This is a genomic window from Acetivibrio mesophilus (assembly GCF_004102745.1).
In the GTDB taxonomy this organism is placed as follows: Bacteria; Bacillota; Clostridia; order Acetivibrionales; family Acetivibrionaceae; genus Hungateiclostridium; species Hungateiclostridium mesophilum.
This window is the reverse complement of the sequence record NZ_RLII01000010.1, coordinates 1-19,919: the sequence shown is the minus strand read 5'-3', so window position 1 is coordinate 19,919 and position 19,919 is coordinate 1. Positions and strand designations below refer to the sequence as shown.

General features: G+C 36.7%; 14 protein-coding genes. 5 read left to right on the top strand and 9 right to left on the bottom strand.

What is annotated here, in order from left to right:
* Positions 1-359: 359 nt before the first annotated feature.
* The 5 genes from EFD62_RS09235 to msrB form a co-directional block, all read right to left on the bottom strand.
* Complete coding sequence (locus EFD62_RS09235) at positions 360-1,418, bottom strand: hypothetical protein (protein ID WP_128706017.1); 1,059 nt, start codon at positions 1,416-1,418, stop codon at positions 360-362.
* 69 nt (positions 1,419-1,487) lie between these two features.
* Positions 1,488-2,012, bottom strand: coding sequence for an RNA polymerase sigma factor (locus tag EFD62_RS09230; RefSeq protein ID WP_069195996.1), 525 nt, complete (start codon positions 2,010-2,012; stop codon positions 1,488-1,490).
* Positions 2,013-2,232: 220 nt separating this feature from the next.
* On the bottom strand, positions 2,233-2,670 hold the full coding sequence (locus tag EFD62_RS09225) for a hypothetical protein (protein WP_069195995.1): 438 nt from the start codon (positions 2,668-2,670) through the stop codon (positions 2,233-2,235).
* Positions 2,671-3,248: 578 nt separating this feature from the next.
* On the bottom strand, positions 3,249-5,186 hold the full coding sequence (locus tag EFD62_RS09220) for an NAD(P)/FAD-dependent oxidoreductase (RefSeq protein WP_069195994.1): 1,938 nt from the start codon (positions 5,184-5,186) through the stop codon (positions 3,249-3,251).
* Between the two features lie 82 nt (positions 5,187-5,268).
* A complete protein-coding gene (msrB, locus tag EFD62_RS09215; protein ID WP_128706016.1) occupies positions 5,269-6,270 on the bottom strand; it encodes a peptide-methionine (R)-S-oxide reductase MsrB in 1,002 nt (333 codons plus the stop codon).
* Between the two features lie 153 nt (positions 6,271-6,423).
* Here msrB and EFD62_RS09210 point away from each other — a divergent pair, with 153 nt between their 5' ends.
* Positions 6,424-6,639 carry a hypothetical protein gene (locus tag EFD62_RS09210; RefSeq protein ID WP_069195992.1) on the top strand — a complete coding sequence of 72 codons (216 nt, stop codon included), beginning with the start codon at positions 6,424-6,426 and terminating at the stop codon, positions 6,637-6,639.
* 79 nt (positions 6,640-6,718) lie between these two features.
* Here EFD62_RS09210 and EFD62_RS09205 read toward each other — a convergent pair whose 3' ends face one another.
* The 3 genes from EFD62_RS09205 to EFD62_RS09195 all read right to left on the bottom strand — a co-directional run bounded on the left by EFD62_RS09205 (position 6,719) and on the right by EFD62_RS09195 (position 15,256).
* The gene (locus tag EFD62_RS09205) at positions 6,719-9,673 is read right to left on the bottom strand and encodes a GH36-type glycosyl hydrolase domain-containing protein (RefSeq protein WP_128706015.1); all 2,955 of its coding nucleotides are present in this window, start codon (positions 9,671-9,673) and stop codon (positions 6,719-6,721) included.
* Between the two features lie 428 nt (positions 9,674-10,101).
* Positions 10,102-10,518, bottom strand: a complete 417-nt coding sequence (locus EFD62_RS09200; RefSeq protein ID WP_069195990.1) for a hypothetical protein — start codon at positions 10,516-10,518, stop codon at positions 10,102-10,104.
* A gap of 61 nt (positions 10,519-10,579) precedes the next feature.
* Positions 10,580-15,256, bottom strand: coding sequence for an S-layer homology domain-containing protein (locus EFD62_RS09195; protein ID WP_128706014.1), 4,677 nt, complete (start codon positions 15,254-15,256; stop codon positions 10,580-10,582).
* 654 nt (positions 15,257-15,910) lie between these two features.
* On the opposite strand from EFD62_RS09195, the gene EFD62_RS18050 reads away from it, so the two are divergent.
* The 4 genes from EFD62_RS18050 to EFD62_RS09160 are packed head-to-tail and all read left to right on the top strand — an operon-like array spanning position 15,911 to position 19,393.
* On the top strand, positions 15,911-17,071 hold the full coding sequence (locus tag EFD62_RS18050) for a hypothetical protein (RefSeq protein WP_235832613.1): 1,161 nt from the start codon (positions 15,911-15,913) through the stop codon (positions 17,069-17,071).
* Positions 17,072-17,073: 2 nt separating this feature from the next.
* On the top strand, positions 17,074-17,847 hold the full coding sequence (locus EFD62_RS09175) for a hypothetical protein (RefSeq protein WP_194087092.1): 774 nt from the start codon (positions 17,074-17,076) through the stop codon (positions 17,845-17,847).
* Complete coding sequence (locus EFD62_RS09165) at positions 17,844-18,719, top strand: hypothetical protein (RefSeq protein WP_235832612.1); 876 nt, start codon at positions 17,844-17,846, stop codon at positions 18,717-18,719. The genes EFD62_RS09175 and EFD62_RS09165 overlap by 4 nt, the downstream gene beginning before the upstream one ends.
* 38 nt (positions 18,720-18,757) lie before the next feature.
* Positions 18,758-19,393 (top strand): ABC transporter ATP-binding protein, encoded by a 636-nt coding sequence (locus tag EFD62_RS09160; protein WP_069195985.1) that lies wholly within the window; start codon positions 18,758-18,760, stop codon positions 19,391-19,393.
* Between the two features lie 43 nt (positions 19,394-19,436).
* Here EFD62_RS09160 and EFD62_RS09155 read toward each other — a convergent pair whose 3' ends face one another.
* Entirely contained in the window at positions 19,437-19,805 is a 369-nt protein-coding gene (locus tag EFD62_RS09155) for an RNA polymerase sigma factor (protein WP_069195984.1), read from the bottom strand.
* Positions 19,806-19,919: the final 114 nt, after the last annotated feature.

The following is a 19,919-nucleotide window of genomic DNA, read 5'->3' as shown; positions in this document are numbered from 1 at the left end:
TTGCAGATACTTTATTTACATTTATACGCCATAGATTTCATGGTTGATACTGAATAAATTGTTGTATAAGGAAATGACTGGAATCAATCTGCAAATACTTCCATTTACTTTAATGACGTAATTATACTGCTAATTATTTTTCGTGTCAATCTGCCTAAAACTTTAATTCTCCAATCTTGAAGGTTCAGTTATATTGAGCATCAAAGAGTTCCGAAGGTGTAAACATAAAGTATATTTATCGTCACAGTTTTGAACAGACATAAAAAAGAGGCTCTAGCTCCGCAATTTCAGGGAATTATCGCCTCTCTAATTTGCTTAAACTATTGAAGGGATATTATCGAAATTCAAATCTTAAATACTTATTTTATCTGCATAAAATCAAAGGTATCGGCAAATTCCTGCAAGTCCTCAGCTGTTAGGCCTCCTGATTCTGCATTCCTTCCTGAAAGCACGTTTATTGCAACGTATGAATTTTGCAAATCTGTAATAACCAGTGCTTTAGTATCGCCTAGAGCCAATGAAACCTTTTGCCCGCTGCTTGTTTTGTACTCCCACTCCGTGTAAGAGCTTGCATCACCGACGTTAAGATAAGTAGATGAAAAAGTGCCTTTTACATAGTTTCCAAACTGATAATCAATGTGTGTGCCGTTTTTAAGCAGTGTTTCTCCATCATAATGAAATGTACCGTCGTCGTAAACATAGCCACTCAAAACTGTATTGGCATTTTTGGAAAACTCACCTATATTGGCTTCTTGCATTAATTCTTTTTGATTGTTGACAATCGTCATGGAGTTATGGAGTTTAAGCTGATATTTGGCAACAATCTCCTCCAATTTCTCGGCCATTTCCCGTGTGTAAACCAAGTACATCGGGTATTTCTCCGTAAACTCATTGGAACCGTTCCCCACCTCACTCAAAAATTTTCCGTCGGTATCATATCCCGCAAGGAACAAATTCCATTCGGCACTGGCTTTGTATTCATTACTGTCGGGATATCCTTGCAGGACAATCAAGTCCATTTTTTCTTGCACATAGCCACCGGCAGACGCTTCAATGTCATCTTCCGAATCGGAAATTTGGGAATTATCTGTCAGAGCCGTTTCGTTGTCACTGTTTTGGAAAACCAGGTCCCTGATCCCATACCAGCGAGTAGCCAAAGCAGTAATTCCAAGGGTTGCGGTAACGGCCGCAACAGCAACTATACTTATTATCTTCTTCATATTCATAGATTTTTGACCTCCTGATTTTTCTTTGCTTTTCTCTATAATTTTCTCAACAAATTGATCCGGCATCACAGCATCGGCTTCCTTGCCTTTCTGCATCCGAAACAATTGATCCGATATTTTGTCTGCATTTTCGATGTCATTGAGCTGTACAGCCTTTTCCAGTTCCTTTTTCAATCGCGAAACATTATCCATAATGAATTACCTCCACCTTCTTGGTAAAGCGCTTTACACTTATATATATTAAAATTTGTCCAATGTAACTTACTTTTCACCAAGTTTCAATTTTTTGATAATACTCTGTATTTCTCTTCGTAGTCTTACCAGGCGCATTCGCATTGCTGTCTCACTGACCCCTTGCTCTGAAGCAATTTCTTTAATTGACTTACCGTCTATATAACGTTGTTTATATAGATTATGCTGGTTTGCATTCAAATTGGCGATTACTTCCCCGGTATAGGCTGTCTCGTCGATTTTCCGGTCCAATTCCATTAAGAGTGTTTCACATAAGTCGGTATCTTCTTTGGGAATATTTTCAGACAGGTATTCCATTGAAGAAATCCTTTGGCGCTTTAAATTCTTTAAATGGGTTAGCGACATATTCCGTGCTGTTTTGTACAAAAATGCAACAGGTTTTTCATGTTGTAAAAAGGTCTCGCCTTTTTCATACGCAACCATAAAGACTTCCTGGATTAAATCCTCAGTAGACTCCTTGCTTCCTGTCATTGAAAATATATATTTATAAATTCTACTATAATTTTCTTGGCAAAGCTCCTCAAAAGTTTTCATTTTGGCCACCTCTATTATATTTATATACTATTTTGATTAATGTAACAAAATTTTTTACGTGAAGATGCTAAGTTTTTTTGCAGTTTTCAACCTTGCCAAGAAGGAGACTTTTGATTTTCTAATACACAAAATCTAAATTGGGCGCTGCATTTTTGCTACCCTTCCTATTAACAAAACGCAGCATATATCCATCTTATAGAGCCAATATGAATTGTATATTTCACCAGATACTAATATTGTATTTTTCTATTATCCCTTCAATAAATGAAGTAAATTCCTCATCTGTAGTATATGATTTTCCTCCTGAGCGTATTTCTGAAACAACTTCACCACCAACAATTGCTGTAGTAAACGTATAAATCTCCTTTCCTGAAAAATCATATATTCTTATTCTAATAGGAAACACAATTGCCATTTTACTATTATTATCCTTTTTTGTACTTAATCTTTTAATGATTTCTTTTGCATCTGAAGCATCAAGTATTGTAATAGAATTATCTTCACTTAATTCATTACTTATTGTAGCAAATGAAATATCATTTATTTTTATTGATTGGGTATAATTACGAATAAAATATCCTGCAAAAAAGAAAATTAATGCGACAAGAAAATAAGATACTATCAATACTAACCTCTTCTTCAAAATATCACCCCTCATGATATTATTCTCCTATGACCTAATAGCTCATAACAGATATAAATTTTTACAAAGATCTATTTATTATCTATATTATCAAATTTTTTTATTACCAACAAACCGAATATTGTTAATAATCTTTAGTGGCCGTATTATTGTTGAACCTAATGTTCCTGCAGCTTGCCATCCTCCTGTTCCCTAAGAAATTTTAAATCTGACCTGTTGTATAACTCTATCATTCTCTAAATTTAATGTCTTTGTAAGTACATTCAATTATTGCATTACTGTATTGCTATTATCTTTTTTATGATGTAGCATATTCGATATTTCCTCTTATCATAACTCACACTAGGTACCCCTCTTTAAGTACCTGTCTAATTAAAAAGTGGCTAAATCCATTTTCACAGATTTAACCACTCCATCCTCATGCATTACACCTATCCAAGGCATTAGCTTATGCAATCTTCTCTTCTAATGCCCTTTAGCCAAAAGGATTTTATATAATTGTAGTAAATCAAATTCACATTTACCAACTTATCCTTGCAATTCCTACAATAACCTAATACAGTATGTGCCTTTTCATTATATTCCTCAAACTGTCATATATCTGCTGCCACCTGAAACGCTTCCTGTATTGCATCAATAAACTTTCTTGCCTTAATGCAGTCACCAATTCTATATACCTCATCAAACTCATTCACAAGTTCATTATATAAGGTGTCGTCGGCCTTTAATCCCACAGCAATCACCACAGTATCACAGACCATCTCCTTTTTATTTCCATTGGCATCTTCAACAATAATACCCGACTCGGTTATTTCTGTCAGCTTAAGTCCTCCCTGAGTTTCTATCCCTTTATTCCTGAATGCCTCAAGCAGCGAAAATCTCGCCATGTAAATAACATCCTGAGCCACCTCCGGAAGCATATCTATTATCGTCACGTTCTTGCCCTTCTGTGCAAGATGCAATCCCGTCTCGCAACCCACCAGACCTCCACCAACGATAATTACATTCTGCCCTGTTTCCTGCCCTTCTTTAGCAAGTGCAGTAGCTATCCTCACATTCGGTCTGTCAATGCCCGGAACTTGAGGAATTATAGGTACGGAACCTGTTGCCACCACAACCGCATCCGGCTTGAGCTCCTTCACCAATTCTTTTGTTGCCCGGGTATTATACTTCACTTTCACCCCGGAACCCTCGATCTCCCTTACCAAGTGCTCGCAGTATGCGTCAACCTCCTTCTTGTGGTCCATCACTGCACCTTCAAGGAGGTGACCTCCAAGCTTCGATGTACTCTCAAGTAAAGTAACATCGTGTCCTTTTTCTTCAGCCATCTTTGCAAATGCCATACCTGCCATTCCTCCGCCTATCACAAGCACATTTTTAGGCTTCTTTGCAGGAAGTATCGGACTTAGGTACTCCTTTCCAAGAACAGGATTCACACTGCAAGCGGCAAACTGCCCGAAAAACACCCTGTTAATGCACTGCATGCACCGTACACAGGGTATTATATCCTCTTTTTTGTCCACCCGTACTTTGTTCACCCACTCGGGATCAGCCAGCAAAGACCTTCCAAGGCCTACAAAATCAAGCTTGTTTTCTTGCACCAGCTTATGGGCAAGTACAGGATCCGAAATATTTCCATCCGAAATCACTTGTACTCCTGCCTCTTCTCTAACCTTAGCGGCATAGTCAACAGAAACTCCGTCTTCCATATATTCCGTCGGTATAAGAAGATTCATGTTGTCATAGCTTCCCCGCCTTAGGTGCAATGTATCTATGCCTATTCCTTTAAGTCTTTTTGCAATCTCTATTGTTTCACCAAGCTCCCTTCCTCCGGGGAACCCATGATCCAACGCCAATCCCACAATCATAGGAAAATCATTTCCTACACTCTTACGTGCACTCTCAATACATTCCAGCAAAAACCGCATTCGATTCTCGAGGCTACCTCCATATTCATCTGTTCTGTGATTCCAAACTGAAGAAAGGAATTGGTCACCGAGATATGCAGTAAAGTGGACATATATTATGTCAAATCCCGCCTGCTTAGCCAGTCCCGCTGCCTTTCCATATGCCTCCACAAGCCCTTGTATCTCATCCTTGGTAAGAGCTCGTGTTTTAACTCCCGGCATACCCAGTATTTCAATTTCGGAAGGTCCAACAGGCCATCGGTCTTTCAATGTTGCATCCGCCAGTCTTCCGGTACCCGGAGACAGCTCAATTGCAATCTTTGCATCATACCTATGAGCCATTTCGGTTATTTCATTAAAATACTTTATTTGACTTGCAGTATCCAAGGTAGCATAACCATAGGTAAGGGGATAAGGGTCAATGTTTTTTTCTGCCTTCACATGGGTTGTAATTATAAGACCTACTCCGCCTTTTGCCCGTGCTTTGTAGTATTCAAAATACCTTTCGGACAGCACGGAGGGGTCCCCTGTAGAAAACTGCGTATTCATTGGTGACATTACCAGTCTGTTTTTAATCTTTAGCTTCCCAATATATCCGGGCTCAAAAAGTTTGTCATATGCCATTTAGATTCCTCCTCAAACTATATGATAACTATAGTTTGTGGGAAAAACGCAAAATGATACATAAACTGCTGCAACCGGTCAACTACTGGTCAAAAAGATAAAGATATTCCTCGTAGCCTTCCTTCTTCATATCTTCTACCGGTATAAAGCGCAGAGCCGCTGAATTTATGCAATACCTCATACCTGTAGGAGCCGGGCCGTCGGCAAATACATGACCCAGGTGAGAATCTGCGTATTTGCTTCTTACCTCAGTACGTATCATCGAATGGCTTCTGTCAATTCTTTCTTTAATATTTTCTTTTACAAAGGGTTTGGTAAAGCTCGGCCACCCACAGCCGGAGTCAAACTTATCTAGCGAACTGAACAATGGTTCGCCGGATACAATATCTACATAAATCCCATCTCTTTTATTGTCCCAGTACTCATTCTCAAAAGGCGGTTCTGTAGCATTCTCCCGAGTGACCTGATACTGTACTTTGGTCAGCTTTTCCCTTAATGTTTCGTCATCCAATTTTGCATATTGTTTTTTGTTTGTTCCTCTTATCCTGCAAGCCTTCTGTATATATGCCTCCCGCCCCGATCCAATCTTATATCTCTTATAGTGTTCGGGATTTTTCAAATAATAATCCTGATGATACTCCTCCGCAGGGTAAAACTCCGATGCCTTTATTATCTTTGTTGCAATGGGCTTATCAAAGACCCCTTCCCTTTCCAGCCTTCCCTTTGCTTCTTCAGCAAGCGCTCTTTGCTCCTCATCATAGTAAAAAATAGCAGTCTGATATTGCTGCCCCTTGTCAAAAAACTGCCCTTCCTGATCCGTTGGGTCAATCTGACTCCAGAAAACCTCAAGGAGCTTTTCATATCCGATTGCTTCAGGGTCATAACTAATTTGAACTGCTTCATAGTGCCCCGTATTCCCCGAACAAACCTGCTCGTACGTTGGATTTTCAACATGCCCCCCAGTATAACCGGCAATCACTTTATATACACCTTCAAGCTCCTTAAACGGAGGAACCATACACCAAAAGCATCCGCCTGCAAAAGCAGCAAGTTTAAGATTTAATTCATTTACGTTATTATTCATGATAAAATTCCCTCCCCTGCTTTATGATTTTGCAAAAAGAATCATATAATATTAATACCATCAAAACATATAAGAATACCAATCATTAATCCGCCGATTATTTATAATTTCCCTTTACTTGAGCAATAATATGTATGGGAAAGGAATGATACTATGAAGAATCGCAAAAAGCAGGATTCACTTTTTTTAAATACCATATCACCACCGGATAATGTCAAATCCGTCTCCAATAAGCCTGTCGGCAATGCAGGAAAAGACCCTTTCTGCGTTTATGACCACAGAAGGCATGCTGTAGGTTCAAAAATTGAAAATGAAGATGGTTCTCAAACAGTATGCACAGAAGACGGATCATGGCAAAACCTCAAGTAGCATTAGTTCTTTAACAAAAAACCTTGGCCATCACATTTGGCCAAGGTTTTTCTTTTAGTATTGATATACAATAAATGTTTTATTTAAACTGAAGAGTCACTGTATGTTCTTTTTCATCTGTATACAATGGAATGATAGAGCTATCAACCTTCTTGCCATCTACAAGAAGTTCATATTCTGAGCTTTCCATTCTTATAAATCCAACAGGCTTTGTAATACTAAATTTATATGAGCACTTCGGTGCCTTTACTACAAAATTCAATTGGGTGTCTTCTTCTCTAAGTATCGGGCTGAAAGAAATTCCATCTTTAGTATAATCTATTCCTGCCAAAGAAATAAGAGTTAAGTTCAACCAAGTTGCTGTACCACTTAACAAAGGTCCAATATTCTCACCTGTCTCAGCATTGATGTATTGTGTACATATCCTTGGGTTTCCTGCAACTTGGAATGGATTTTCAAGGTTCTTATAAGGCAATACCAAATCCACCATAAAGTACGCTATTTGTGTCATTTCTTTAGCGAGCTCATTGTCCTTAACTTTCTTAGCAGCCTTGGCAAGTGCAGCAGCTGCCATCATTGAAGCATGTTTGAAAACAGCACCATTTTCTCTATCACCAAAGAAGTAATGTCCTGTTGCAGTATCATGTGCAAGCTTATTTAAGTCAGCAGGAGATATTAAACGCAAGCCATATTTAGTCAATAAATATTTTTTGATAGTATCTACCATTATCCCTATTTGCTCATCGGTCGCAACCTCAGACAATATTGACCATGAAAAACTATTTAAGAAGTACACACCATCAATATTTGGATCATCGGAAAGCTTATCGCCTATTGCTCCTAAGTAAGTATAGGAACCATCCTTATATCGATTCAAAAGAACACGAGCAAAGAAGTTGTCTTTCCATGCATGTTCCTGAATTCTACTTGTAATTACTTCTGACAGTTCGCTCATTTTTTGAGCTAATTGGATATCTTGATCCAAGCTTGCAATTTCAGCCAAATGGTCAATTGCCAACTTCAAGAGAAAAGCATTCATTACACTTTCGGAATGATCACTCACAAAGCGATCTCCATACTTACCATTTGTCTTCTTCAATTGCTCGTAGTACAATTTTTCTTTGGTTGCACCATCTATATAATTGTTATCAATTTTCAAGCAATCGTTCCAATCTGCATGGTCTAACAGCGGAAGCCCATGATCACCAATGGAAATACAAGCAGAGTACTGGATAATAGCCTGCAATGTATCCCGTACAACTCTCTTTTCGTTATTTCCGTCGGCAACTGCTACTTCTTCATTTAATACTGAAGTATCTTTCGTATATACGATATATCTATAATATGCTTGTAACAACCAGAGACTATCGTCGGAATACAGACCAGGCTGCTTTCCTACCCAATAGAAGTTGTGGTTTGCATAACCCATTTTATAGACATTCGCTGTCCATTCATACAATAGATTCTTGACAAATTCTTGATATCCTATGTTTATGAAATAGTACATAGAGGCAAATAAGTCTTGAATTTCTCTGAATCCGATTTCACGATATCCTTTTTGTGTTTGACAGAAAGAACGAGACATAAACGTTTGATATAATACCTGGAACGATAAATTCTTATTAAATCCGGAATCAAACAGTTTGTCTCCTGTCTGGAATTCAAAATATTTGCAGTAATTTTCCTGGAAGTTAATAATTTCATCTAATGTTGCTTTTACAGCTTCACCTTTTTCAAAGTAGCACAACAAATTATCCAATTCATTGCACATTGTCGCATCACTGTAATTTGCATTATCCTTACTCGAAGACAACCCGGTGAAGGTGTCTATTATAACTGTTTCACCAGCCTCAACCGTAAGTGGTGAACCCAATGCAAAAAATCCGGGACCTTTACGGTTCAGTTTGTTATTCAAATTATATCCCCCAGATGGGTGCTCTAATGTACCTTTTCCTATAAAATCATTGTAGTCCGTACAAAAACTTTGCGGGAATGATTGTTCTTCTCCATTACGAACAATCATAGAAACAAATCGTGTATCTTGTTTAAACTCTTCAGGATAATAATCCGGAGTTATTCCGATAAACTCGCCCTTATCATTATACAGGGCAGCGCTTTGCATAATAACATTTGTATATGTAACATCTTCAAAAATCGCATGAGTAGCGCCTGTCCCAAACATTCCTGTATATGTAATAGCTAAATTTCTTGCTTTATCCGATGCATTTTTTACTTCAATTCTCTGTAACTCTGTTGCAAGAGGGAACCCTTTTTTATGAGGTACCAAGAAAATAGTTCTTGTAATTTCCAATTTGCACGCCGTTTTATACTTTATTACTGTGCGGTTACATGAATGCTTACATGTAGCCTCAACAATATTGTCATCAATTAATGCGGAATAAAATATCTGCTTGCCATCCTCATATAAGTAGAACTGTCTATTTGCCGGAAAACCATTTTCATCCTGGCGAACATCGAATCTAGTTGCCAATACTTGGGTCGCTGCATGGGAACGGAACGAACCTCTACCGAATCTATCAACTACACTTTTAGGAGTTGTTTGCAAAGTTCTATTGAAACCAAGCCTGTTTCCCAAAAGCAAATTTACATAAAAATGCGGGCCCGGAGCTGGTTTTAGAAGGTCAATTACATGTTCTCCTTCTTCTGTTAAATAGCCGGCCCAATGTGCTACATCACTTACAGTTGCCCGGATAGCTTTATCTATATCCTGAGGCACTTCAATTTTTTTACCGTCTTCAAGCACTATACAAAATTGCTGTCCCTCATTAACAAAACAAACAGATTGATTTGGTATAAACTGTTTAACATATTCCAATACTATGCAATTTTCCAGAAGAACCTGCATTACTGGTGCTTTCATAGGCAAATTTGCAATACCTATTACATTCTTGAAAGTCGGGTCACTAAAAACTGCATCTGCAAAGTCGCCTAAATTAATTTTGCCTTCAAACTTTTGAGTTAGTAAATCAACAGGTGCTATTTTATTATTTCTGGATGTGACTTTAGTAATCATAATCATTCTCCTACTAACAAAGTATTTGTTCCAAACCCTACTGTAGGGCTGACTCAGAACAATTATCTCACATGGTATTTTAATTGTCAATATAAGATAAGCGGATGGCTTTTCTTAGCATCAACCCCATTTTCTTCAGGTGCTGAGGCCGGCAATTATTTCCTTAATATCAATAAACAGTTCAAATCTTCCATATAGGAATTTAACAGTATAAGTCCTTCTGAGTATAGGCTCATCGTAACACTTTCAGCATATTTACCATCTACAAAGGAAAAACAACTTTGCCTCTTTCATTTCATTCCAAGAGGCCAAAATAAAAGCTCGGGACATCGAGTCCCTTTGCTTTTGCCTCTTTCACTCCATTCCAAGAGGCCAAAATAAAACCCACAAGACTTATTTGTGAGCCTTGTGGGTTAAGCAGGAAAATGCTAATTATTTAATTTCCCTATGATTACTTTTGATAATTTTACCAAACACCATACCAAAAGTTGCAAAAACGTAACCAATATAACAACTAAAGCGATTCCAAAATATCTTTTCGATGCATCATAGTATGAATGCAATCCATCCAAATCAATTCCAGATATTCCTATCCCATACGCACCTTCTGGACTATACAAAGTAATCAGCAATGCATACACTAATGCACCAAGCAACCAAAAACGCAATTTATCCGAAAAGACAATCATTCCTGCTGCTGTAATTAACACTGTGGTTATACATAATACCGCTATTGCTTCATTCCCTCTCCCAATCACATTATCATAAATTAATGGGATAATTAAGAATTGAAGCACATATAAAACCAAATCCGACAATACAACCATTAATAAGGCTTTTCTCATAACGCACCCCATTTAATGTGTCAGCGAGAACTATTGAACTCGCCGACACACTATATATAGACTATACATGGTCAACAAAATTGTTATAAACTATCAAGTAATAGGTTATTGTTAAATGCGGACGTGTCATTCCACCAATCCCTAATTTTCCACTTGATGCAACAAAGGAAGCTTTTGCTGACGCATACTTACCTTTAACATCACGGCCTAATGTAGGACCTACCCCAGTTGTCATATTAGCCAGTATCTGCATTAAATATGCAGGAGAGTAGTTTACTTCAACATGGTACGGTGTCATTAGCTCTCCTCCAACAATGCTAAGACTACAGAACTTGAGGAGTTTTTCGTTTCTTAAAGTATTTGTCAACTCTTCTAATTCCTCTTCTGCGCCTTCTAATGTGGTGTGCCCGAGATTGTTTTCCCAAACCTTCCCGTCTGATGAATCATCTAAAATATATAGCTCTTCACGACTACTTGCAACTTTTGCAAAGGCATCCAATGTACGCTGAAGTCCTCCATCATTGTTGTAGTCATTTCCTGTAAGCCATTCCCATGTGCCTTTTTGAGCACTTCCCCAGTGATTCTCATAATGGTTTTCAACGCTTATGCTTTTTACTACCCCATATTTTTTGAAACCCCAACTCGAAAGAGGAAGATATGTGATAATATCATCTTCGTTGACAACGTTAAATATAGTCTTATAGCTTCCTGCGTTACTATCCGTCGTAGAATTTGCACCGGCAAAAGTATAAGTAAATGATGTGAAATTCGGCTCTTTTTCATAATATGCACCAATTAAGTTGGCTATCCCACCACCACGAGAATGCCCTGCTATTAATATAGCTTTCGGCTCTGATGTCAGCGAGTGGCGAGATAAATAATTGTCAATTTTGTCTATGATTCTATTTGCAGCAACATCAAATCCTTTGTGATTCTTTTTATTTTTCCAATGAGGATGGTTTGAACCCGTAGCTGCATAGTATTCACTAGTATCTGCACCAACATCAAAATTACTTGACCACTCAGTATTTGTTCCGTTTGTACCGCGGACAATAACTACAATTGCTTCTTTTGTTGCGCCTTTATAAGTAACACTGCGATGTCCAATAACAAATTCTGTGCTATCGTCAACGTCTACCCCATAATCTGCACCATTGATTTTAATGTCTTCTACGTCCTTCAGTCCAAACAACGAACCTAATGCCGTAGGATCGTCAGCGCCGCCGGTCACCCCTTCAGTAACTGTCAAATATGTATTATCATAAATCTCACCAACATATAATGACGTTAAAACAGCCAAATTTTTGTTATAAACAGTATTGTTTTTGAATAACAAGCTATAATCTACAACAAACTCAAGATTCTCCTTGCTTTCTTTTGCCTTGCCATCTTCTATCCAATGAAGCTTACCAGCAAATGAATTGCTCTTTGGCAATGGGTCAGGCTTAACGGTTTTTCCATCGTAGTCCTTATTACCATCAGAAATTCCATCATAATCAGTATCAAGCAGAACAGGATTTGACACATAATTCCAAACAGTTAGTTTGGTTTTCCCCATATAAGATTCTATTGGTATCTCATGTCTATTCAATAAGGATATGATATATGGAATCATATTCTTCTCAACGCTTGTTCCTAACTCCTCCGCATCAGTTAATCCGTCTTTATCCGTGTCATTAGTTGCGGCATTGGCAAGTGTATCGCTGAGTTTCACAGCTTGGAAATCATTAAGGAACACCCATTCTCCACCTGTGTTGGTAGCTTCTCCAACTTTATCTGCAAGTCGTAACAATATATCACTGAAATTTCCGTATATGTATCCATAAAGTCCATCAGTATTATCTGTTAACGGCGCATAAGTGCTTTTACCGGAAGCTATAGCGGATACAATTATGCCATCGTTCACAAATAAGCTCACCATTTCTTCCATGCTAGAGATTCCATAACTATTGGTCGTCCAATACTCTGCATCCGTAACAAGGACAACAAATCTTGTTGCATCTCCACGCCAATCAAGTCTGCGTGCCATCTCCAGTCCATCAATAGGAGTTTCAGGCAAATCCCCTCCTCCATCGACAGTCAGTTTATTCACTTCATTCTTAAATGTATTCACATTAGTAAACCAGTTAGATGTCATATTTTTATGTTGCTTGGTGCTATTCACCCCATCAACATTTATATCGCGAAATTCAATAAGTGAAAAGTTGGCATCGACATTATATTCATTAACCAATTTTTCAGCAAATACATTTACATTATTCTTTACATTGGCTATAGCACTGCCCATAGAACCGGTGGTGTCAATGACAAATACAATATCTGCTTTTCCTGTCGCATCTGAACTTACAGAGAAAGTATCGATACTTTTTTCCGACAGAGCCATCATATTAAATGGATCTGAAAGTGGCGATAAAAGGAAATTCTCTTCATCCTCGCTATACTTTTCCCTTTTTTCAATAACATTTCCTTCGTTATCATAAAAGTAATCAAACTCATCTTGAATCGCTTCAACACCAGCTGTTGCCATATCGAATCTAAAAGATCTTGCCAATAAAGGTTCGGTGTGTGTAACATCATCAGGTGTAATATTTGCAAAAACGTCAATACCCAACCCTTTTAAAAACTCATCAAGGTCAATAACAAAGTACATGCCGCTACCGGTAATTTTACCGGAAATCACCTTTTCAGCTTCATCTATAACTGTGTCAATAATTTCTAATCCTTCCTCGCCATATGACACAATTGTCAGGTTCTTGATATCCCCTGTATATTCTTGATTGTATGCAAACGAAAGAGTCAATGATGTCTCATATGAAGTGTAAACGTTTATCACATCACTTAACACTGCTCGATTATCTTCAAAGATATAACTATCTGACTTTTCCAAGAAAACGTTTTTCGAGATATCACCGGGCACATTACCGGAAATTGACGGAACAAGCCAATTCTCACTATTAATTAAGGCATCATCTTTGACAGTGTCATCAGCGACTTGATCGATTTTTTTCTCATTGTCAAGCGTTACATCATCTGTTTTTATTTTATTAGGATTCAGCCCTAATTTTATTTCTTCGCCATCTTTTAATCCGTCACCATCTGTATCAGGATTTAATGGATCGGTTCCATAAATATTAACTTCGTCTCCATCACTCACACCATCACTATCGGTGTCAAACTTGTCAGGACGAGTTCCCAATTCTTGTTCTTGAATATTGGTTAAGCCATCTTCATCAAAATCTTCATCAGCATCCGATATGCCGTTTCCGTCTGTATCAACTAATAAAAGATCTGTGGTGAGGTATGAAAACTCAAATAAGTCCTTCAAGCCGTCTCCATCTGTATCATCTTTACTCTTATCAAGACCAAGCATATCTTTAAGCACGTCAGGCAAATCATTCATTGTTGGAGTTGGAATAGGAGTAGATGTAGGTGTAGGTGTTGGAACCGTTTCACTCTTGCCGCTCCTACCACTACTGCTACTACTGCCGGAAGATGTTGATGGATTTGTAGTAATGAATGTTTTCCCTGGCTGTATATAACCGTTATTCTTTGTTTTGACTGCACCAGCCTTAGCATTCACTGAAATTTTTGTAGGCACAGTAAGAACTTCAACATCATTCTTAGCTTCTTCCATAACATTGACATTTTTAACATTGCCGTCGCCGCTTATAACAACTTTGCTTGCTTTGATAGCTACATTTTCAACGGTACTGTCTTTGTCAACAACGAGTTTTACATTTTCATTGTTAATCTCAATATTATTTACCGTTGCATTAGTTAGCGTAACCTCAGCATTACCAAGAATTATAAGATTTGCAACTTTACCTGTTATAATTACTTTTGAACCTTCGTTAACTATAATTGTATCGAAATCACCATAAAGATGCACGGCTTCACCAAACGGTTTGTTTACCACCGTTGTTGGAACTGCCTTCCCGCCATTTACCTTAATCGATTTAGAACCGCCACCATATACTATCAGTGCCCCTTTTATTGTTACATCATCAAGCGTTACTTCTCCATCGCCTACGCCTTGCCCAACTATAAAATTTTGCTTTACAGTGGTATTTTTAACTGTAACGCCAGGTTTCCGCACAACAAGCGATTTTGCATATATCTGATCACTAATCGACTTATCAATGATTTCGCTCGTAGTGTTTTCGATTACCTGCATTGCTTCCGCACGGGTATAAACCGCTTTAGGATCAAAAGTATTGTTTCCCTTACCTATTATGTATCCCAACTTTTGGAATGCATTTACGTATGGTTTATACTCGGAATCGATTGATTTATTGTCAGCAAAAGTCGTCTCGCCTTCTACTGGAGCAATATTGTACGCTATGGCTATGTACTTAATAGCTTGTTCTCTGGTAACTGTTTTACTTGCGTCAATTTTGTCTGCTTTGGCAATTATACCAGCCGCAATAGCTTTTTCGACGTGCTCATCAGCCCAAGTTGGGATTACTTCTGCCGAAACCCTTTCGGTATATCCAAAGGTTTGGGACAGGATAGCAGCCAATTCTCCTAGTGTGATTCCTTTGCTTGGAAAAAAGTAACCGTTTCCATCGCCTTTTAATACACCGTAGCCGTCGCCCGACCATTTAGCAATTACCTTGCTTGCCCAATGGTTTGATGGTACATCAGTGTAATGGTTAGTTGCTGAAAATGTCAGCGGCATGCTGTTCATGATGAACAGAAGTACGAGCAATAATGCAAGTACTTTTTTGCAAATCCTCATAAATAGGTACCCCCCATCTTAATTTTTAGGCACACTTTTTAAATGCCCTTCTTTGATACCAATTGGCATCTTATCTATATTTTTTATATATTATACAATATGCTTTCAGTATTTACAATAAAAAACATTGGAGCTAAACTGTTTTTCAGCCAAATTATGAATCTTAAGAGCGTAAAGCCAAAATGCCAACTGGATTTCAAGCTGCTTCTCCGTGAAAAAATATGAAAATTTTAGCAACTTATTTTAACGAATTATGATATAATGCATATATATTATCAAACTATGGTTGAATATGTATTTCATTAAAACTATTTAAGAGAACGCCAGAATATGGTGGTGATTGTTGCTGACAAAGCTATTAATACAGGAAGCAACATTTAGTTCGCTCTTTCCTTTAAAGATGGCTATGTGTTTAGCTTGTCAGTTCAGGACTCCAATAAAGAGATGAAGGACTATATTTTAAAGAAGAAGGACATCAAAAAAATTTAAAAATGTTTTATTTTTATGTGATAATTTATCATCTATGGCAGTCTTATATTAATAGAATAAGAAAAATCACGTAGGTCTTTACTATGTATAGTTGAAGATAAATAAACAAAAATAGCAACCTTATGTTGACAAAGTAATTCTCAAAATTATGAAAGGAACAGGAAAATGAAAAAAAACATTATGCTTTCTATATCAATATTCATACTGGTTATATTGGCTTCATGTAATACCCCTGAAAAAGCTATTAATTTTCAGGATATGGACAGCAAAACTTTTCTTGAACATGTAAATCTGTCCGAAAATTTATCGATACACATAGATTTCGATAATGTTAAAGGTGTTGATACAGCAAAAACATATAAAGCAGATCATATTGTTTTTGATAATCAAAAGCTTATAAATGCTTTTATTAAAAATAGCATAACCGAAGAAAAAATCTGGGCGGAAGGTCCACAATTTATTGCATCTGACGGGAACACAAAGGAATTTTTAAGCATATATGACGGTGGTAAAAGCTTTGGTATTGTAACTGGTCTAAAAGGAGGATTTAATTATGGGAGGACTGTTAATGGTGTGATGAATAAGCTATCTACTGTTGCAAATATCGATTTTTATTATCCATCATTTTCCAAAAATGATTATAACTCCAATGATGATTATTCATCATATACTGATTTGGATTTCTCACCTTATGAAAAAGCGCTAACTCACATTAAAAGAATACTAAATGAAGCTGGGCTACCTCAATTTGATGTTCAAGAGTCCTATTCATTGAATCTTAAAACTATGAAATCTCATTATGAATTATATCTTAAGAGTGCTTCAATTGAAGATGATTTAAAAAACTTAAATTGGACTAAGGAAGATGAATGTTACATTTTTTCCTTGAGACAACTCGTTGATAATATACCAATTATTAACAGAGAATGGCAAATGCCTGACGGTACCAAGAGCTCAGCTTTTGGAAATTTGATGCCTCCAACATACATTAATTTGGTTTATGACAGTAATGGCATAACGAATATAAGTACTTATTCCATTCTCAACATTAGCAATGAAATTGAAACCAATAGTCTAATTAATGTTTATGAAGCATTGAATACATTGATACAAGATTATTCGCTCACAATCTTAGAAAATGACGTCAGTATTGTTTCGGCAGAATTATGTTATCTAAGTATCCCTCAAGGTGATATTTTTGAATTGATTCCCGGATGGGTATTCTGCAGTAGTCAAACTATGGAATATGATAGCAAATTATATACACAATATAAATATGATGTCGTCAATGCCGTAACAGGTAAATTATATCAATCAAGGTGGTAACAATGAAAACATTTATAGCTTTGTTAAAAATGGATCTATACAGAGCTTTATTATCGCTTAATTTTGTTATATCAATAATATTTACTATGTTTGCTATGTTTATCAGTTGTTCAGGATACATTAGCAATACATCCAATGTTTTAGAGTTGCTCGGTAAAGCTTTAACTGGCAGTGGGTCTACTTTGTTTATATTATGTATTGCACCTATATTACCGTATGCCATGTCTTTTGCATCAGATCTGGAAGATAAAGCTCTGCCATTTTGGATTATACGCACAGGAACAAGAAAATATGCAATCAGTAAATTTTCATCTTCGGTCGTTGCAGGTTTTTTATCTGTCACCAGCAGTATGGTTATTTTCTCATTAATTATGTCGATATTTTTTCCATTGTTTGATGGAAAGATAAATAGTGGTAGTTCTTATGCAACGTTATTAGAAGAAAATCAGCCATGGATATACATTTTGGTGCTCACCGCACACTATTCATTGTCAGGAGCGTTATTTGCAGGCACAGCTTTAACAATATCAACTTTCGTACCTAATAAATTCAGTACAATGGCATCACCTATAGTTATATACTTTGTTCTAATGCGGCTGACTACACAAGCTTCGTTACCCAATTTCTTGGAACCAAGTTTTTTGGTTGAAGGTATTTATTCTGATGTAAGCCCTGCAGCAGCTTTCTTGCACAAGTTGATACCTGTAGTCGGAATCCTTGGTATGCTTTTGTATGTTACTATAAAACAAATTAAGAAAAGGATTGGGAGATCATGAATATAAAAAACGCTCTATTGTGCTCAATTGTTAATTATAAAAAGTGGATAGTAGATATTAAAATCTATACTCTTTTTGCACTTATATTAGCCTTTAATATATGGAATTTTTCCGGAGTATATGAGTATGCAAGGTTAGTTGGAGAAGGTGTCAGTCCATGGATATTTCCACATTTATTAACTTTTCCTACACTGATGCCTGTTTACGGTTGTTTTGCGATGCTTCTATTTTGCGATGCTCCTTTTATAGACAGACATACACCATTTCTTATGATGCGAACAGGAAGAACTTCCTGGGTGCTAGGGCAGTTGTTTTACATTTTATTTACGAGCTTATTATACACTCTAATCAATTATATCATAACAGTAATTTGCTTTTTTCCCTATATGCAATTTACCAGCGACTGGGGAAAAGTTATCAGAACATTGGCTATGAACCCTTCAAGTGCATCTCAGAAAGGAATTCACCTTACAGTCATAATAAATAACGGTATAGTTACTACCTTTTCAGCAATTGAAGCTACACTGATAAGCTTAGGGTTATTTTTCTTGGTTACACTATTTATAGGAATTGTCATTTTTAGTTTAAATCTGATAATTGGTAAGATGAGTGGTATAATAACAGCAGGTATACTAGTTTTTATTTCATACTTCTCCATATTTGTAGGCCGCATAACAAGAGGACTCAAGGTTTACTATTTTTCACCCCTTAGCTGGAGTAGTTTACAGTATATAGATTGGTATAACTCGGGTGACTCTCCGTCACTTCAATATGCTGTCATATTTCTTTTAGGAACATCAATAATACTCAGCATAATTTCTGCTATCTCATTTTCTAAAAAAGATATAAATATAGCTGAAGGTGTGGAATGACGGTTTGTTCAATTTATGAAAGAGAAGGGATGATATAAATGGATAATATAGTAGAAGTAAGAAATGCCTACAAATCATTTAAAGAAACTCAAGCCTTAAGTAATGTAAATGTTAATTTTGAGAGAGGAAAAATACATGGTATTATCGGTCGCAATGGTTCGGGTAAAACAGTATTATTCAAGTGCATATGCGGTTTTATGACGCTCACCTCAGGTGAGATTATCGTGAATGGAAAGAAAGTGAAGCCATCTGTTTCTCAAAATATAGGGATAATCTTGGAAACCCCAGGCTTTATTGGCTCATTAAGCGGATATAAAAATTTGAAGCTGCTAGCCGACATACATAAAAAAGTAAGTGACGATGAGATTAAAGAAACCCTTTTAAAGGTAGGGCTCGATCCCCAAATGAAAAAGCACGTCCGAAAATATTCTTTGGGAATGCGCCATAGGCTGGGAATAGCACAAGCCATAATGGAAAAGCCAGAATTATTAATACTTGATGAACCAATGAATGGACTTGATAAACACGGCGTTACTGAAATGAGAGCGTTGTTTAAAGACTTAAATAAGCAAGGAGTTACGATTATCCTATCATCTCATTACAGCGAAGATATAGATGCTTTATGCGATACCGTTTGTGAAATGGATGCTGGTAAATTGACTCAAATACGTTAAGTATTATTAATTGCAACTTTAATCAAGTCTCATATAGGCTTGGTTAAAGTTGGCAAGTACTTTCCTTTGTCCTGCTGGCAATCTTTTCTTTAATCCTTAATAATTTCATTCCCACCGTACTTTGTTTCATATTCATGTGTTTCGCTATTTCAAAATATGTATAATTTTCATAATGTTTCAGATATAAAATTTGCTTTTCTTCCAAACTCAATTTATCTATATGTACTAATATATCTTTCAACATTTCTCTCTTTACATATTGTTCTTCTATACTGTCAACCCAAGCTGTTTTATGTATATAATCCAACATACTACTATCCTTATCAAATAAGTATACAATTTTGCTTTTATTTTTTATTTTCTGCCTTAGCATATCTTTAGATACGTTTACTGCTATAGTGTAGTTCAGCACTTTAAAATCGGAGCAAAAATCAAATTAAAATTCTCTTAATACCAGTGAAAACAGCAAAATAAAATTCTATACGCATAATACTACCGGAAAAAAAGCAAATAAAAAGCAGGTCAA

Excerpts from the sequence above, each read along its gene's own strand:
- EFD62_RS09235 (WP_128706017.1), bottom strand. The coding sequence starts at position 1,418 with ATGGATAATGTTTCGCGATTGAAAAAGGAACTGGAAAAGGCTGTACAG.
- EFD62_RS09230 (WP_069195996.1), bottom strand. The coding sequence starts at position 2,012 with ATGAAAACTTTTGAGGAGCTTTGCCAAGAAAATTATAGTAGAATTTAT.
- EFD62_RS09225 (WP_069195995.1), bottom strand. The coding sequence starts at position 2,670 with ATGAGGGGTGATATTTTGAAGAAGAGGTTAGTATTGATAGTATCTTAT.
- EFD62_RS09220 (WP_069195994.1), bottom strand. The coding sequence starts at position 5,186 with ATGGCATATGACAAACTTTTTGAGCCCGGATATATTGGGAAGCTAAAG.
- msrB (WP_128706016.1), bottom strand. The coding sequence starts at position 6,270 with ATGAATAATAACGTAAATGAATTAAATCTTAAACTTGCTGCTTTTGCA.
- EFD62_RS09210 (WP_069195992.1), top strand. The coding sequence starts at position 6,424 with ATGAAGAATCGCAAAAAGCAGGATTCACTTTTTTTAAATACCATATCA.
- EFD62_RS09205 (WP_128706015.1), bottom strand. The coding sequence starts at position 9,673 with ATGATTACTAAAGTCACATCCAGAAATAATAAAATAGCACCTGTTGAT.
- EFD62_RS09200 (WP_069195990.1), bottom strand. The coding sequence starts at position 10,518 with ATGAGAAAAGCCTTATTAATGGTTGTATTGTCGGATTTGGTTTTATAT.
- EFD62_RS09195 (WP_128706014.1), bottom strand. The coding sequence starts at position 15,256 with ATGAGGATTTGCAAAAAAGTACTTGCATTATTGCTCGTACTTCTGTTC.
- EFD62_RS18050 (WP_235832613.1), top strand. The coding sequence starts at position 15,911 with ATGAAAAAAAACATTATGCTTTCTATATCAATATTCATACTGGTTATA.
- EFD62_RS09175 (WP_194087092.1), top strand. The coding sequence starts at position 17,074 with ATGAAAACATTTATAGCTTTGTTAAAAATGGATCTATACAGAGCTTTA.
- EFD62_RS09165 (WP_235832612.1), top strand. The coding sequence starts at position 17,844 with ATGAATATAAAAAACGCTCTATTGTGCTCAATTGTTAATTATAAAAAG.
- EFD62_RS09160 (WP_069195985.1), top strand. The coding sequence starts at position 18,758 with ATGGATAATATAGTAGAAGTAAGAAATGCCTACAAATCATTTAAAGAA.